General features: G+C 67.8%; 17 protein-coding genes, 4 tRNA genes and 1 other RNA gene. 21 read left to right on the top strand and 1 reads right to left on the bottom strand.

The features are described 5' to 3' along the window. The first annotated feature begins 170 nt into the window (after window positions 1-170). The 6 genes from JW876_06805 (at window position 171) to JW876_06780 (ending at window position 5,191) form a co-directional block, all read left to right on the top strand. A complete protein-coding gene (locus JW876_06805; GenBank protein ID MBN1885212.1) occupies window positions 171-545 on the top strand; it encodes a hypothetical protein in 375 nt (124 codons plus the stop codon). 11 nt (window positions 546-556) lie between these two features. Beyond that, window positions 557-630: transfer RNA gene (locus JW876_06800), tRNA-Arg, on the top strand. 220 nt (window positions 631-850) lie between these two features. Further along, entirely contained in the window at window positions 851-1,405 is a 555-nt protein-coding gene (locus JW876_06795; protein MBN1885211.1) for a 2-oxoacid:acceptor oxidoreductase family protein, read from the top strand. A gap of 53 nt (window positions 1,406-1,458) precedes the next feature. Next, a complete protein-coding gene (locus JW876_06790; protein MBN1885210.1) occupies window positions 1,459-3,138 on the top strand; it encodes an FAD-dependent oxidoreductase in 1,680 nt (559 codons plus the stop codon). Continuing rightward, window positions 3,135-4,286: a pyruvate ferredoxin oxidoreductase gene (porA, locus tag JW876_06785; protein ID MBN1885209.1), complete on the top strand. Its 1,152-nt coding sequence runs from the start codon at window positions 3,135-3,137 to the stop codon at window positions 4,284-4,286. Before JW876_06790 ends, porA begins: the two co-directional genes overlap by 4 nt. Next, the gene (locus JW876_06780; GenBank protein ID MBN1885208.1) at window positions 4,283-5,191 is read left to right on the top strand and encodes a pyruvate synthase subunit beta; all 909 of its coding nucleotides are present in this window, start codon (window positions 4,283-4,285) and stop codon (window positions 5,189-5,191) included. Before porA ends, JW876_06780 begins: the two co-directional genes overlap by 4 nt. A gap of 53 nt (window positions 5,192-5,244) precedes the next feature. On the opposite strand, the gene JW876_06775 is transcribed toward JW876_06780, so the two are convergent. Then, entirely contained in the window at window positions 5,245-5,649 is a 405-nt protein-coding gene (locus JW876_06775) for a hypothetical protein (GenBank protein ID MBN1885207.1), read from the bottom strand. 177 nt (window positions 5,650-5,826) lie between these two features. On the opposite strand from JW876_06775, the gene JW876_06770 reads away from it, so the two are divergent. From JW876_06770 to ychF, 15 genes are all read left to right on the top strand, one after another. After that, on the top strand, window positions 5,827-6,546 hold the full coding sequence (locus JW876_06770; GenBank protein MBN1885206.1) for a hypothetical protein: 720 nt from the start codon (window positions 5,827-5,829) through the stop codon (window positions 6,544-6,546). A 14-nt stretch (window positions 6,547-6,560) separates the two neighbouring features. Further along, window positions 6,561-6,998, top strand: a complete 438-nt coding sequence (locus JW876_06765; GenBank protein ID MBN1885205.1) for a nucleoside deaminase — start codon at window positions 6,561-6,563, stop codon at window positions 6,996-6,998. A 5-nt stretch (window positions 6,999-7,003) separates the two neighbouring features. Continuing rightward, window positions 7,004-7,094, top strand: a tRNA-Ser gene (locus tag JW876_06760). 47 nt (window positions 7,095-7,141) lie between these two features. Then, window positions 7,142-7,232, top strand: a tRNA-Ser gene (locus tag JW876_06755). 54 nt (window positions 7,233-7,286) lie between these two features. Next, window positions 7,287-7,362, top strand: a tRNA-Ala gene (locus tag JW876_06750). Between the two features lie 13 nt (window positions 7,363-7,375). Beyond that, an RNA gene (gene ffs, locus JW876_06745) (signal recognition particle sRNA large type) lies at window positions 7,376-7,641 on the top strand. Between the two features lie 33 nt (window positions 7,642-7,674). Then, the gene (gene dnaX / locus JW876_06740; protein MBN1885204.1) at window positions 7,675-9,510 is read left to right on the top strand and encodes a DNA polymerase III subunit gamma/tau; all 1,836 of its coding nucleotides are present in this window, start codon (window positions 7,675-7,677) and stop codon (window positions 9,508-9,510) included. Then, window positions 9,507-9,821, top strand: coding sequence for a YbaB/EbfC family nucleoid-associated protein (locus JW876_06735; GenBank protein MBN1885203.1), 315 nt, complete (start codon window positions 9,507-9,509; stop codon window positions 9,819-9,821). The genes dnaX and JW876_06735 overlap by 4 nt, the downstream gene beginning before the upstream one ends. Before the next feature lie 87 nt (window positions 9,822-9,908). Continuing rightward, window positions 9,909-10,508, top strand: a complete 600-nt coding sequence (gene recR / locus JW876_06730) for a recombination protein RecR (GenBank protein MBN1885202.1) — start codon at window positions 9,909-9,911, stop codon at window positions 10,506-10,508. Between the two features lie 24 nt (window positions 10,509-10,532). Continuing rightward, entirely contained in the window at window positions 10,533-11,030 is a 498-nt protein-coding gene (locus JW876_06725; GenBank protein ID MBN1885201.1) for a roadblock/LC7 domain-containing protein, read from the top strand. A 12-nt stretch (window positions 11,031-11,042) separates the two neighbouring features. Then, entirely contained in the window at window positions 11,043-11,621 is a 579-nt protein-coding gene (locus JW876_06720) for a GTPase domain-containing protein (protein MBN1885200.1), read from the top strand. A 50-nt stretch (window positions 11,622-11,671) separates the two neighbouring features. Further along, window positions 11,672-12,802: a glycosyltransferase family 4 protein gene (locus JW876_06715; GenBank protein ID MBN1885199.1), complete on the top strand. Its 1,131-nt coding sequence runs from the start codon at window positions 11,672-11,674 to the stop codon at window positions 12,800-12,802. A gap of 75 nt (window positions 12,803-12,877) precedes the next feature. After that, the gene (locus JW876_06710) at window positions 12,878-13,336 is read left to right on the top strand and encodes a phosphatidylglycerophosphatase A (GenBank protein ID MBN1885198.1); all 459 of its coding nucleotides are present in this window, start codon (window positions 12,878-12,880) and stop codon (window positions 13,334-13,336) included. A gap of 25 nt (window positions 13,337-13,361) precedes the next feature. After that, entirely contained in the window at window positions 13,362-14,597 is a 1,236-nt protein-coding gene (locus JW876_06705) for a nicotinamide-nucleotide amidohydrolase family protein (protein MBN1885197.1), read from the top strand. Further along, window positions 14,594-15,643: a redox-regulated ATPase YchF gene (gene ychF / locus JW876_06700; GenBank protein MBN1885196.1), complete on the top strand. Its 1,050-nt coding sequence runs from the start codon at window positions 14,594-14,596 to the stop codon at window positions 15,641-15,643. The genes JW876_06705 and ychF overlap by 4 nt, the downstream gene beginning before the upstream one ends. Window position 15,644: the final 1 nt, after the last annotated feature.

Below are 15,644 nucleotides of genomic sequence, written 5' to 3'. Positions count from 1 at the left end.
TGGCCGAGCGGCTGAAGGCATCCGCCTGCTAAGCGGTTGTAGGGGTAACACTCTACCGAGGGTTCGAATCCCTCCCTCTCCGCCAGAGATACACGGCCGCCGCACGGTTTCCTGTTGACCGGAAGCCCCCGGGCGGTTATATACGATTCGGGATCGTCGAAGGGCGAACGATGAGACGGACCGTGGAAATCAAGAAGGTTCCCGTCCTGCCGGTGGCGCGGGTCGCCCTCGTCGTCTTCCTGGCTCTCGGGATCCTGGTCGGCATTCTCTACGCCTTTCTCTTCTCCGGCCTGGGATTCCTCGCCGGCATGCTCGGCGGCCAGCCGGCGAGCGGCGAGATGCTGACCATCCAGCGGCTCGGATTCGTGATGGTTCCGATCATCGCCGTCTCCTACGCGATCTTCGGGACGATCGGGGTCGTTCTCTGGACGGCCGTCTACAACCTCGCCGCGGGGGCCTTCGGCGGCTTCGAACTGGTCCTCGAGGACGGTATCCGAACCGAACGCACGGCGGCGCCGGTCGCCGGGCGGGATAACGAAGTGTAGAACATGGTGTTGCGCCCATAGCTCAACTGGACAGAGCGTCTGGCTACGGACCAGAAGGTTGGGGGTTCGAGTCCTCCTGGGCGTACTTTTTCCTCCCGGATCCCGCGTATTCCCGCTTCGCGCCGCTAATTACTTGCGATGTTGACTGTTAAAGATTATATTTTCAGAGATAACAAAAAGGGCTTGACCCGGACAGCCGTAAGGGTTTAGCCTCTTTTGCGTTGTGCCGGCGAGGCCGGTGCGGATCCGACGCCCGTCGCCGTGCCTTCATCATCTTCACACAACCTGTGATCAAGGGGTAGGGTATGATCGAGATCAGGACCCATGGACGGGGCGGACAGGGATCGGTGATCGCCTCGGAGATCCTCGCGGACGCGTTCTTCCGGGAAGGGAAGTACGTGCAGGCGTTCCCGGCGTTCGGCGTCGAGCGCCGCGGCGCGCCGGTCATGGCCTTCACGCGTGTCGGGGACGGGGAGATCCGGGACCGGTGCCAGATCTACGAGCCGGACCATCTCGTCGTTCTCGACGCCATTCTCATAGATACCGTCAACATCACCGACGGGCTCAAGGAGGGGGGCTGGATCGTCATCAACACGAACCAGCCCGTGCAGGACAAGACGCTGATCGATCGATTCCACGTGGCCCTGATCGACGCGGCGTCGATCGCGATCAAGTACCGGCTCGGTTCGCGCGCGACGCCCATCGTCAACACGGCGATCGTCGGCGCGTTCGCCGGCGCGACGAAACTCGTCGGTCTCGATGCCGTCAAGCTCGCCATCGAGGACCTCGTGCCGGTGAAGCAGGAGGACAACATGAAAGCGGCGGAAGAGGCGTTCAACGGGGTCGAGATCGTATCCTGACCAACCGGCGCGACGGACACCTCACACGTGCCAGCGAGGAGGCAGAAGGGCAGATGGCCGAGAAGATCGTATTCGAGAGCTACCGGGAGATGCCGATCCGGGCGATGACCATCGGCGACATGACGTGGAATCTGACCGGCTCGTGGCGGAACGTCAGACCCGTCTACGATTTCAAGACGTCGCCGTGCCGGCTCGGATGCCCGACGAACGAGAATATCCAGCAGTACATCTACCTCGTCACCGAGAAGCGGTTCGAGGAGGCGTGGAAGACGCTCGTCGAGAACAACCCGATGCCCGCCGTGACGGGGCGCGTCTGCTTCCATCCCTGCATGGAGAGGTGCACGCGGAAGGATTACGACGACGCGATCGACATCCCGGGAATCGAGCGCGCCCTCGGCGACATGGGCCTCGACAATCCCGGATGGCTCGAGCCGGCAGCGGCCGCTCACGAGACCTCCGTCGCGGTGGTCGGCGGCGGCCCCGCGGGACTCTCCTGCGCCTTCTACCTCGCGCGCCGCGGCGTTCCGGTGACGATCTACGAGCGCGACGCCTCGCTCGGCGGCGTGCTGCGGTGGGGGATCCCCTCCTACCGTCTTCCCAACGACCTGCTCGACCGCGTCGTCGACGGGATCGTCTCCGCCGGACCGATCACCGTCGAGACGGGCATCGACGTCGGCGCCGGTCTCTCGATGGAGGAGCTTTTGAGCCGCCACGAGGCGGTTTTTCTCGGCGTCGGCCTGATGAAGAGCCGATCCCTGGGTCTCGACGGGGAGGAGACGGCGGGCGTCGAGGCCGGCCTCTCCTTTCTCCGGCGCGTCAACGCCGGCGACCCGGTCGATCCGGGCGGGAAGGTCGTCGTGGTCGGCGGCGGCAACACGGCGATGGACGTCGCCCGGTGCTCGCTGCGCGCGGGGGCCGAGGTGACCGTCGTCTATCGTCGGACGCGCAACGAGATGCCGGCGATCGCCGAGGAGATCGCCGAGGCGGAGGCCGAGGGGGTCTCCTTCCGGTTCCTAGCCGCGCCGGCGAGGATCGTCGGCTCGAAGGCGGGGCTCGAGAAGGTCGTCTTCCAGGAGATGGAACTCGGCCTGCCCGACGACTCCGGGCGGCGCCGCCCCGTCCCCGTGGAGGGGAAGACGTTCGAGATGGCCGTCGACCGGCTCTACACCGCGATCGGCGAGGAGGCCGATCTCGCGGGGATCGAGGGGACGGTCGAGACGGAGTGGGGCCTCGTCAAGGCGGGGGGGGACGCGGGCGAGACGAGCCACGCGAAAATCTTCGCCGGGGGCGACGTCACGACGGGCGCGGCGAGCGTCGTCGAGGCGATCGCGGCGGGCCGCCGCGCGGCCGGCCGGATCGCGCACCTGATCGCGGGCGAGCCCGACGTCGAGCCGGTCGACGAGCGCACCGTCGGGATCGAGGACATGAACCTCGCATATTTCTCCCACCTGAAACGGATGCCGAAGCCGAGGATCGGCGTCGATGAGGCGCGGAACGGGTTCGGCGAGATCCACGAGGGATTCGACGCGGAGGGGCTCGCGCGCGAGGCCGGGCGGTGCTTCTCCTGCGGCGTCTGCAACTTCTGCGACAATTGCTGGATGTACTGTCCCGACGTGGCGATCCTCCGGAAGGAGGAGGAGTACGAGATCAACCTGGACTTCTGCAAGGGCTGTCTGGTCTGCGTGACCGAGTGCCCCCGCAACGCCCTGTCGATCCAGGAGGAGGGAAAATGAAGAAGGTCATCATGGGGAACCACGCCGTGAGCTACGGCGTGCGTGCATCCGAGGCGAAGGTCATCTCCGCCTACCCGATCACACCCCAGACGCACGTGGTCGAGCTCCTCTCGGAGATGTGCGCGAACGGCGAGATAGACGCGAAGTTCATCAAGGTCGAATCGGAGCACTCCGCGATGGCCGCGGTCATCGGCGCTTCGGCGGCGGGCTCGCGGGCCTTCACGGCCACCTCCTCCCAGGGGCTGCTCCTCATGCACGAGATGCTGCACTGGGCCGTCGGCGGCCGCCTGCCGATCGTGCTGGCCAACGTCAACCGGGCGGTGGGGCCGCCGTGGAGCATCTGGACCGACCAGAACGACTCGCTTTCGCAGCGCGACGTGGGCTGGATCCAGCTCTACTGCGAGAGCAACCAGGAGACGCAGGACACGATCCCGATCGCCTTCCGCGTGGCCGAGGCGACGCAGCTGCCCGTCATGCTCGTTCTCGACGCCTTCTTCCTCTCGCATACCTACGAGATCGTCGATCTCCTCGAGGCCGAGCGCGTGCGCGAGTTCCTGCCCCCCTACGAGCCGACGATCAGACTCGACACCGCCGATCCCCACTCCTTCGGCAACCTCGCCGATCCGGGCTACTACATGGAACTGCGCTACATGATCCACCAGGCGCACACGGAGGCGATCGGCGTCATCGAGAAGTCCCAGGAGGATTTCGGCGATCTCTTCGGCCGCCGCTACGGGCTCGTCGAGCCCTACATGTGCGACGACGCGGAGACGATCATCGTCACCTCGGGAACCGTCGCGTCGACGACGCGGGCCGTCATCGACGAACTGCGCGGGGAGGGAACGAAGATCGGGTCGCTCAAGATCCGCCTCGTGCGCCCCTTCCCCTTCGAGGCCGTCTACGAGGCGCTTTCCGGAGCGAAACGGGTCATCGTCATCGACCGGAACATCTCGTTCGGCCTCCACGGCATCTTCTTCCAGGAGATCAAGAGCGCCCTCTACGGGCGTCTCGACATTCCCGTACACGGCTTCATCGCCGGGCTGGGCGGACGCGACATCACGCCGAAGGTCGTCCGCGAGATCGCCGACAAGGGGCTCGCGGGCACGGACCTCGAGCGGGACATCAACTGGATTGGAGTGAAGACATGAGACCTGCCGTGCTGCCGACTGAAGAGCTGATGGGTTCGGGGCACCTGGCCTGCCAGGGATGCGGCGCGACGCAGGCGATGCGTTTCGCGCTCAAGGCTCTCGGCCCGAAGACGGCCCTCGTGATACCGGCGTGCTGCTGGTCGGTCATCGACGGGTCCTTTCCGCACTCGTGCATCGATCTGCCGATCTACCACACCGCCTTCGAGACGGCCGGCGTCGTCGCGTCCGGCGTCAAGGCCGGTCTCGAGATGCGCGGCGACACGGAGACGACCGTCATGGCCTGGGCCGGCGACGGGGGCACCTTCGACATCGGCATCCAGTCCCTCTCGGGCGCCGCGGAGCGGAACGAGGACATCATCTACGTCTGCTACGACAACGAGGCGTACATGAACACGGGGATCCAGCGCTCGTCGTCGACGCCGATCGGCGCCTGGACGACGACGACCCCCGTCACGAATTTCAAGAAGCGCCCCAAGAAGAACATGATCGAGATCATGGCGGCGCACGCGATCCCCTACATCGCCACCTGCTCGACCGCCTGGCCGCATGACATCTTCGAGAAGTTCCGCAAGGCGAGGGAGATCAAGGGCACCCGGTACATCCAGATCCTCGCCCCGTGCCCGACCGGCTGGAAACTGCCCCCCGAGCTGTCGGTGGAGGTCGCCCGTCGCGCCGTGACGAGCCGGGTCTACCCGATCCTCGAGATCACCGAGAACGGGAGCAAGCTGTCTGTCTGGAAGGACTTCGAACCCTCGCCGGTCGCGGAGTACCTGAGCATGCAGGGTCGTTTCCGCCACCTCGAGGAGGGGGAGATGGCCGGTATCGCCGACGAGGTGGAACGCAACTGGGAGCGGCTTCTCGCCCGCGAGAGGATGCTCGCCGCGATCCCCGGTCTCGAGGGCTGACCTGTTCGCCGCATCGACCGTTTCACGGGCCCGGCCTCGCCGGGCCCGTTTCGTCACGGCGATTCGTCCGGGGCGGCGGCGAGCCGCCGACGCGCGTCGACGACGAGCCAGCCGGCGACGAGTGGGGGCAGGGCGAGAACCAGGAAGAGGAAGATGCGCGTCGGCGCGCCGAGCGCGAGCAGGCCGGGGAGAAGCGCGACGAGCAGCGAGGCGAATCCCTCGATCACGAGGAGGATCGCCCCGGCCGCCGGATGCCGGAACAAAAGGAGGATCGTCGCGGCGAGGAGGAAGACGACGGCGAGGAAAACGATGCCTCCCGCCGCGCCGGTCGCGCCGAAGAGCGCGCCGGCGATGGAGAAAAAGAGCCAGAAGGCCGCCCAGGCGACGGCCACCATGCGTCCGCCGAGCAGCCGCCGCCTCGCGGCGAACAGGGCCGTCTCCCGATCGATGTCGTACATAGCCGCCTCCTCCGGCGAACGCCCGGTCCGGCGTTCACGCCGGTCGATTATGGTCCGCGGAGGCAGCCGCCGTCAACGGAAGACCGGCGGGCGATTCAATATTGACAGGGGCTTTCGGCCGGCGTTATGTTAAGCGGGCGGATCGTGGAAGAGAAACTTCTTCGCGGGGAGAGGACCATGAGGCGGACGATCGTCGTTACGATGCTGGCAGGCCTCGTCCTGCTCGCCGGCTGCAAGCCGAAGCACCCGGCCGAGATAAGCGCCGACCCGTCCTTCGACATCAACGACGTCGAGGGTATCCTGGTGGCGCCGACGATCTCCTCGATCACCGAGGGAGAGGACCCCGACCGCGAATCGGAACGGATCGTCAATACGGTGCTGCGCGATCTGATCGTCTCGCGCGACGACCTCGTCATCGTCGCCGGGGAAAAGCTCCGCATCGCCCTTCACCGGTACGGGCTGGAGGAGAACTGGGAGCGGTTCGAGTCGCAGTGGGCGTCCACGCACACGGTGGACGCAGATCTGCTCCGCGCGATCGAGAAGGACCTGAACGTCGACCTCATCCTGCTGCCGCACGTCTACCTGTGGTTCAAGGACGAGGCGGACTACCGGGAATCGGGAACCGCGTCGACGACGCAGGTCGGCGTCACGCTCTCCCTCGTCGATCCCGCCACCGGGACGATTCTCTGGGAGGCGACGGACGAGAATTACAAGGAAGCGATCCGGACCGAGGGGGAGCGGGTAACCGCCTCCTCCGGCGGGTGGGACCGGCGTATCGAGGGCCGGACCGCCACCGGGCGCGACATGTACGCCGCGCCGCCCTTCGAGGACGTCGCGATTCTCGTCGTCGAGGTGCTCGTGAACTCGATCCCGCGAAAGGGCGCGTTCGGGCAGTGACCGACGAGGCGTTCATGGACGAGGCGCTCCGCGAGGCGGAGCGCGCCCTCGCGGCGGGCGAGGTGCCCGTCGGCGCCGTCATCGCGCGCGGGGGCGTCATCGTCGGGCGCGGCCACAACGAGGTCGAGAGCCGCGGCGTCGCAACGGCGCACGCCGAGATGATCGCTCTCGAGCGAGCGGCGCGCCTGATCGGCGACTGGCGGATGGACGGCTGCACGGCCTTCGTGACGGTCGAGCCATGCCACATGTGCCTCGGCGCCTTCTACCTGTCGCGCCTGCCGAGAATCGTCTTCGGCGCGCGGCAGCCCCGTTCCGGGGCATGCGGCTCGGTCGACCGGTTTCACGAGTCGGGTCTGCTCGGCCACCGGCTCGAGGTGACCGGCGGCGTGCGGGAGACGGAGAGCGCGGCGCTGATGCAGCGTTTCTTCGAGGAGCTGCGCAGGAAGGTCTGACGAGCGGAGAGATGCGAGAGCTGGCTGAATCGGCACGATTGGAAATCGTGTGTGGGGGTAACTCCACCGAGGGTTCGAATCCCTCTCTCTCCGCCATACTGGGAACGACGTCCGCGGCCGGGCGCCGCGGCGTGACGATAGACGGAGAGATGCCGGAGCTGGTTGAACGGGACGGTCTCGAAAACCGTTGAGCAGGTAACTGCTCCGAGGGTTCGAATCCCTCTCTCTCCGCCAGGAAAAAAGATGTTGCCCGGCCGCCCCCGGTCGGGTACATACGGATAGACGCGTGGGGATGTAGCTCAGCTGGGAGAGCACCTCGTTCGCAACGAGGGGGTCGTCGGTTCGAATCCGATCATCTCCACCATTTTTTCTGGAGGTCGTGCTAGGCGGGGAGCCAGCGGTGCCCTGTACCCGCAATCCGCTTCAGCGGGGCCGAATTCCCGTGTGAGGGGGCACGCTCTCCGAGCGATCGGTGGCGGGAAGTGGCGTCGATGGCCAGGTCCCGCGCAATGGGAACCTGTGAATCCCGTCAGGACCGGGAGGTAGCAGCGGTAAGCAGTCATTCCCATGTGCCGCGGATCAACCTGGCCGGAGCCAACCCCGTCGCAAGAGCCGGGGACGTCCCTCGAGCCCGGGTGCACGATCTCCGTTGACCCCTGCCCGCGGCGGTGACCCGATGTCCTACCTCGTGCTCGCCAGGAAATGGCGCCCCCAGACCTTCGCCGACGTCGTGGGCCAGGACCACGTCGTCCGCACGCTCGAGAAGGCCGTCGAGAAGGGGCGGCTGGCGCACGCCTACCTCTTCGCCGGACCCCGCGGTTGCGGGAAGACGACGACGGCCAGGCTTCTTTCCAAGGTGATCAACTGCGAGAACCCCGCGGGGAACGAGCCCTGCAACGCCTGCCCGTCCTGCGAGGCGGTGGCCGCGGGGCGGCACCTCGACGTCATCGAGATCGACGGCGCGTCGAACCGGGGGATCGACGAGATCCGCGACCTGCGCGAGAAGATCGGGTACGCCCCGTCGCAGGGGAAGAGCAAGATCTACATCATCGACGAGGTCCACATGCTCACCCAGCAGGCGTTCAACGCCCTGCTGAAGACCCTCGAGGAGCCCCCGCCGCACGTCTACCTCGTCTTCGCGACGACCGAGCCGCACAAGGTGCCGGCGACGATCCTGTCCCGGTGCCAGCGGTTCAACTTCAAGCGGCTCGAGCTCGGCGAGATCCGCGGGCAGCTCGAGAAGATCTGCCGGCTCGAGAAGATCGCCTACGCCGAGGACGCGCTGCTCATGATCGCGCGCCGCGCAGAGGGAAGCCTCCGCGACGCGGAGAGCCTCATGGACCAGTGCATCTCCGCGTCGGAGGGCGAGATCGACCTGCCGCTCGTCAAGAGGATACTCGGGCTCGTCGACTCGGCGCTCGTCTTCCGCCTGCTCCGCGCAGTCGCAGCGCACGACCAAGCGGGCGCGCTCGACACGGTGGACGGCGTCGTCGCGGGCGGGCTCGATCTCGAGGAGTTCTTCCTCGCCTGGATCGAGGGGCTGCGCAACCTCATGGTCCTCGCCGCCTCGGGCGGGAAGCGTGTCGAGTGGCTCGATCTCACCGACGCGGAGGCGGCGGAACTCGCCGAGATCGGCGGGGTTTTCCGCATCGAGGATCTCCTCTTCCTCTTCCGCTCGGCGAGCCGTGCATTCCGCGATTTCAAGGGGGCGTCTCAGCCGCGGTATTTGATCGAGGCGGCCGTCGCCGAGGCGGCCTCGTGGGAATCGGCCGTGGAGCTCGGCGATCTCATCGCCCGCCTCGACCGTGTCGGCGGGGGCGAAACCGGCGGCGGCGCGACCGCCGGCAAGGAGCCGGCCCGGCGCGCCGCGCCGCGGGCCGCCGGACGAAACGGATCGGCCGCGACGGGGACCGCGGCCGGGGCGGACGCCCCCGGGCGGCCGGCCGCGTCCCGCGGCGAACGGGACGCGGAACGGGCGGCGGCGGAATCCGCCGGTCGCGCGGACGAGGCGGAGACGGCCGAAACAGACGATGCGGACACGCCGAGCGATGCGGACACGCCTGCGCCGCCGCCGCGCGCGGGCGCGGCTTCGCTCGCCGGCACGGACGGCCCGCTCGGCGGGCCGAAGGAATGGGAACGGTTTCTCGCACAGGTGCGCGAGGCCAAGCTCACCCTCGGCATCTGGCTCGGCTCGGCCGAGGTCCTCGGCGTCGAGGGAAACCGGCTTCGTCTCGGGTTCGGTCCCCAGCACCGTTTCGCGCGGGAGATGATTCGCGAGGAGAAGAACAAGCGCATCATCGAGAGTCACCTCGAGAGGTTCTTCGGCAAGGCCCTCGTCGTCGAGGCGGGCGAGGCCGCCGCCGGCGGCCCGGCGGCGGCGGGGGGACCAGGCGCGGCGGCGGAGCCGGGACTCGATCTCTCCGGGGAATCGCCGATGCTCGGGCGTCTCGTCGAGGAGTTCGATGGCAGAATAGTTACCGATGACGGCGATGACAGGAGGGCAGGGGAATGAAGAACCTCGGCAAGCTCATGAAACAGGCGCAGCAGGTCCAGGCGCGAATGGCCGAGATGCAGGCGCAACTGGCGGAACGGCGGATCGAGGCCTCGGCCGGCGGCGGCATGGTCACCGTGGTCATGAGCGGCGCCCACGAGATCGTCTCGGTGTCGATCGATCCGGAAGTGGTTGATCGCGAAGACGTTGAGATGCTCGAGGATCTCGTCGCGGCGGCCGTGAACGAGGCGCGGCGCCGTGTCGACGAGATGGTCCGGGATGAGATGGCCCAGCTCACCGGCGGGATGCCTTTGCCCGGTCTCTTCACCTGATCGATCCGCCGGCCGCCTCTTTCCCCGCCCCGCCGCTTCCCGAACGACGAATAAGGCAAGATTCTTGCTATCGACAAGGAGAGTGAGATGTACGAAGGTCTCCCGCCGCTCCGGGCGCTGATCGACCGGTTCCGCGCCTTGCCCGGTATCGGCGAGAAAACGGCTCGCAGACTTGCGTTTGCGATTCTCGAGATGGACACCGAGGAGGTCCGCCGGTTTGCCGAAGCACTCCTGCAGGTCAAGGAACGGATCGGATTCTGCACGCGTTGCGGAAACCTCGCGGACGGAGAGCTCTGCTCGATCTGCCGCGATCCCGGCCGAATCGAGGGCATCCTCTGCGTCGTTGAACGGCCCGGTGACCTTTACTTTCTTGAGAATTCCGGCCAGTACCGGGGCCGCTACCATGTTCTCCACGGGGTTCTTTCACCCCTTGATGGAGTTGGACCCGAGGATCTGAACCTCCCGGGTCTCGAGAAACGCGTGCGGGACGAAGGGATCAGTGAAGTCATCGTGGCGACGAATCCGAACGTCGAGGGAGACACGACATCGCTGTACATATCGCGCATGCTCGACGGGACGGGCGTGACGGTCACCCGGCCGGCGCGCGGCCTTCCACTGGGCTCCTCGCTCGAGTTCGTTGACACGGGCACGATCACCAAGGCCCTTGAAGGGCGGGAACGGATCTAGCCCATCCCGGGAGGGACGGAAGCGATGGTCAGGACGAACTGGAAAGTCTTCGAAGAGGATTACTGGGCGATCAATACGACCCTCCAGGAACTGCTCAAGAATTCGAACGCGCGGAGCATCCTGCTCCTCGACAAGACCGGCCAGATGATCTCGAACGTCGGGGACGAGCCGCATTTCGACCTCCATTCCTTCGCCTCGCTCTGCGCGGCGGATTTCGAGGCGAACGCGCAGCTGGCGAACCTGATCGGCGAGCAGGACTTCTCGACGCTCTACCACCAGGGAAGCAACGAGAGCATGTATCTCGCCCGCGTCGCGGGAAACATCATCCTCGTGATCCTCTTCGACAAGAAGACGACGCTCGGGCTCGTGCGGTTGCGCGCGAAGAAGGCCGTCGACAACCTCGACACCGTTCTTCGCAGGCTCTTCGACAAGCTCGAGTACGAGAACGAGGAACTGAGCGAGTTCGACGAGGAATTCGCCGCCGAGGCGGATCTCGAGATCGACAGTCTCTTTTCGGACTAGGGGGGGACGGCATTGTCGCTGATCAACTATTCATCGCGCGAGATCAACGTCAAGATCGTCTACTACGGCCCCGGGCTGTGCGGCAAGACGACGAACATCCAGTACATCTACGAGAAGGTCTCGCCGGACACGAAGGGCAAGCTGATCACGCTCGCCACCGAGATGGACCGCACCCTCTTCTTCGACTTCCTTCCCCTCGAGCTGGGGACGGTCAAGGGGTTCAAGACGCGGTTCCACCTCTACACGGTTCCCGGACAGGTCTACTACGACGCGAGCCGGAAGCTGATCCTCCGCGGCGTCGACGGCGTCGTCTTCGTTGCCGATTCTCAGAACAGCCGCTACGACGCGAACATCGAGAGTCTCTACAACCTGCACGAGAATCTCGCCGAATACAGCGTGAAGCTCGACGAGGTGCCCTACGCGATCCAGTACAACAAGCGGGATCTGCCCGACGTGATCTCGGTCGACGATCTCCAGCAGGAGCTCAATCCCCGGGGCTATCCCGCCTTCGAGGCGGTCGCCGTGAGTGGCGTCGGCGTCTTCGACACCCTGAAATCGGTGGCCAAGGCGGTCCTGCGCAACCTCTCCTGACGACAGCGAAATCCCTTGCCCTCCGGAACGACGCGGTGTAGCGTATCGTCATGTCGAAACGGAGGATACTGTACGTCGAACAGAACGTCGACGGCACCGTCGGCGGGTCCTATTTCACCCTCCTCGACATCGTGCGCGCGATCGACCGCGACCGGTTCGAGCCGGTCGTTCTCTTCCACCGGGACAATCCGGTCCGGCCCCGCTTCGACGAGGAGTGCCGCACGATCGTCTGGCGGCCGCCGGCGGGGCGCCTGGCCGGCCTTCTCGGGCGCGCGCGCCTCGTTTGCCGCGAGCGCGCCGCGATCGTCCATCTCAACAACGACGTGACGACGGGGCCGGAGTGGATATGGGCCTCCCGCCTCGCCGGCGTCCCCTGCGTCTCCCACCAGCGGGGGCGCGCGCGCCTCACGCGGCGCTCGCGATTCCACGCGCGGCAACTCGACGCGGTCGTGGCGATCGCCGAATTCCTCGCCCGCGAGCTCCGCGAACAGGGGATCGCCGGAGAACGCATCGCGACGATCCACGACGGGATCGATCCCCGGCGCGTCCGGGGTGGCGCGACGCGCGGCCGCGGCGAGACGCGGGCCTCGCTCGGGATCGATCCGGAGAGGCCCCTCGTCGGGATGGTGGGAAACATCAAGCCGTGGAAGGGGCAACACGTTCTCGCGAAGGCGTTGCCCGCGATCGCCGAGGCCGTGCCGGACGTCGCCTGCGTCTTTCTCGGGGAGACCTCTCCGGCGCGTCCCCGGGAGGAGGCCTATCTCGGCGAGGTCCGCCGGGCGATCGGGGAGGCGGGCCTCGAAGACCGGACGGTCTTCGCCGGTTTCCGGACCGACGCGCACGACGTCATACGCGCGCTCGACCTCCTCGTCCACGCCTCGATCGAGCCCGAGCCGCTCGGCCGCGTCATCCTCGAGGGGATGGTCCTCGGGACGCCGGTCGTCGCCTCGGCCGCCGGCGGGCCCCTCGAGATCGTTGAGACGGGCGTCTCCGGGATCCTCGTGCCCCCCGGCGACGATACGGCGCTCGCCGCCGCGGCCGTCGCCCTTCTCCTCGATCCTGCCGGCCGGGCGGCGATGACGGACGCCGCGAGGCGGCGGATCGACGAATGTTTCCTCCTCGCCGACCGTATCGACGATCTCGAGGACGTCTACGAACGCATCGCGCGCGCGCGCGCGTGAAATCCCTTGCCCCGGGCGCCCACCGAACGTATCCTCTCCCCTGGTCACCCGGTCGACGGATCGAAAGGGAACATCGTGAAACGCTTCTTCGTGACGCTCGTCGGTTCGTGCCTGTACACGGGCTTCTTTCCCGTCGCCCCGGCGACGGTCGCATCCTTCGCGTGGGTCGTCGCCTGGCTCTTTCTGCCCGGCGGGCACTGGCTGTCGCACCCGGTGGCGCTCGGCGTCATGCTGCCCGTGGCCATCCTTCTCGCCGGCGAGATGGAAAGCTGGTACGGGAAGGACGCCTCCCGGATCGTCGTCGACGAGTTCGTCGGGATGCAGGCGACCTTCCTGCTCGTCGAGCCGTCGCTGGCCGTCGGGATCGCCGGGTTCCTTTTCTTCCGGTTCTTCGACATCGCGAAGCCCTTTCCCGTCCGCCGCGCCGAGGGAGCCGGGGGCGGGCTCGGCGTCGTCCTCGACGATCTGCTCGCCGGGCTCTACGCGCGCGCGGTCCTCGCGCTGCTCGTCCCGTACCTGAACTCTCTGCCGTGACCGGCCCCGTGCCGGCGAGGAACGGATGAAGAGACGGATCGAACTGATCGCCGTCGGCGGCGAGCTCCTTTCGGGGCGGGTCGCCGACACCAACACGGCCCATATCGCCCGCAAACTCGGCGCGCTCGGCCTCGAGCCCGAGCAAATCACCGTCCTCCCCGACGACGTCGCCGCCGTGACGGCCTTTCTCCGCGGGGCGATCCGCCGCGGGGGCGTGGTGATCGTCACCGGCGGACTCGGCTCCACCGGGGACGACGTGACCCGGGCGGCGGCCGTCGCCGCCCTCGGCGGAAGGACGGAGACGCTGCCGGAGGCACTCGAGGCGATCCGCCTGCGCTTCGCCTCGTTCGGCCGAAAGATGCCCCCGGGGTACGGGGCGATGGCGACGGTGCCCGCGGGCGCGCTCCTCATACCCAACACGGTCGGGGCGGCCCCCGGGCTCGATGTGGCGGGAAAGGGGTTCCGGCTCTTTTTGCTGCCCGGGCCGCCCGCCGAGATGCGGCCGATGTTCCGCTCATGCGTCGAACCGGCGCTGGCAGGGCTCGCCGGCCCCCCGCGGACCGTGCTCAGGACGGCCGGAATCTCCGAGTCGGCGCTCGAGGATCGTCTCGCCGCCGCACTCGGCCGCCTGCCCGGCGAACTGGGCGTCATCTCGGGCGAGCGCGGCGTCGATCTCTACCTGCCAGCGGGAAACGCCGAACTCGAGGCATCGATCCGCGGCCTTCTCGGCGACCTCCTCTACGCCGAGGGGGAGACGCGGCTCGAGGAGACGATCGTCGCCGCCCTCGTCGGCCGGGGCGAGACCCTCGCCGTCGCCGAATCGCTCACCGGCGGGCTCGTGGCCTCGGCGATCGTCTCGGTTCCCGGCGCGAGCGCGTGTTTCCTCGAGGGTTTCGTGACGTACGGCGACGAAGCGAAACAGGCGCGGCTCGGCGTGCGCCCCGAGACGATCGCCGCCCACGGCGCGGTGAGCCGCCCGACGGCGCTCGAGATGGCCGCCGGCGCGTGCCGCACCGCCGGCGCCGACCGGGCGATCGCCACCACGGGGATCGCCGGACCGACGGGGGCACGGCTGGGCAAACCGGTCGGTCTCGTCTTCGTCGCGGTCGACGGTCCCTCGGGAACCCGCTGCCGGCGCCTCCGCTTTTCCGGCGACCGCGACCTCGTCCGGCGGCGGGCGTGCGCCGCCGCGCTCGATCTCTTGCGTCTCGATCTCGCCGGGGCGGCCGCCGGTTTCGACGAAGGCGGGGAAAAGTCATGAGGGTCGTACTGGCGGGCTGTCCCCAGTCGGGGAAGAGCACCCTCTTCTCGGCGATCAGCGGGTTGCCCCCCGCCGCGCCCGGCGATCCCTCGGCGCACGGCGCGATCGTCCCCGTTCCCGACGAGCGCGTGACCTGGCTCACCTCCCTCTACGAGCCGCGGAAGGTCACCCTGGCGACGATCGACTGTCTCGACATCCCCGGGCTCGACTTCTCCGACGAGACGGGGCGCGCGCTCGCGCGGCGCCTGCTCGACAACGTCCGGACGGCCGACATGTTCGTCCTCGTCATCGGCGCCTTCGGGGAGGGGGCCGGCGCGGCGCGGGAACTCCGCGACCTGCGCGCCGAGTTCCTGCTCGCCGATCTCGAGACGGTCGCCGTCCGGATCGAGCGGCTCGGCGAGAAGCAGGGGAAGCCGCACTGGCGCCGCGAGCGCGACGGAGCCGAGCTCGAGCTCCAGCTCCGGTTGCAGGAGGTGCTCGAGCAGGAGCGGCCCGCAGCCGAGGCGATCCGCACAGAGGAGGAGGCATCGATCGTCCGGCAGCTCCATCTCCTCACGATGAAGCCGGTCGCCGTCGTCCTCAACGTCGACGAGGGAACCGGGGATCCCGGAGACGACGAGGCGATCGAAGCGGAGGCGGGGGAGGCGCCCGTCGTGTGCCTCTCGGCGCTCCTCGAGCGGGAGATCGCCGAGCTTCCCGAAGAGGAGCGGGCGGACTTCATGGCGGCGCTCGGCATCGAGACGCCCGCCGCGGCGCGGTTCGTGCGCGTCTGCTACGAGGCCCTCGGGCTCGTCTCCTTCCTCACGGTGGGTTCCGACGAGGTGCGGGCCTGGCCGATTCCGCGGGGAACGACCGCCGTCGAGGCGGCCGGGCGCATCCACAGCGATATCCGCCGCGGATTCATCAGGGCGGAGACGATCTCCTACGCGGCCCTGCGCGAACTGGGGAGCGAGAAGGCGGTGCGCGCCGCCGGCCGCGCGCGGCTCGAGGGAAAGCAGTACATCGTCCAGGACGGCGACATCATCTCGTTCCGGTTCAATGTGTGAC

This window comes from Candidatus Krumholzibacteriota bacterium (assembly GCA_016931295.1).
In the GTDB taxonomy this organism is placed as follows: Bacteria; Krumholzibacteriota; Krumholzibacteriia; order Krumholzibacteriales; family Krumholzibacteriaceae; genus JAFGEZ01.
This window is presented reverse-complemented; position numbering and strand designations above follow the sequence as displayed.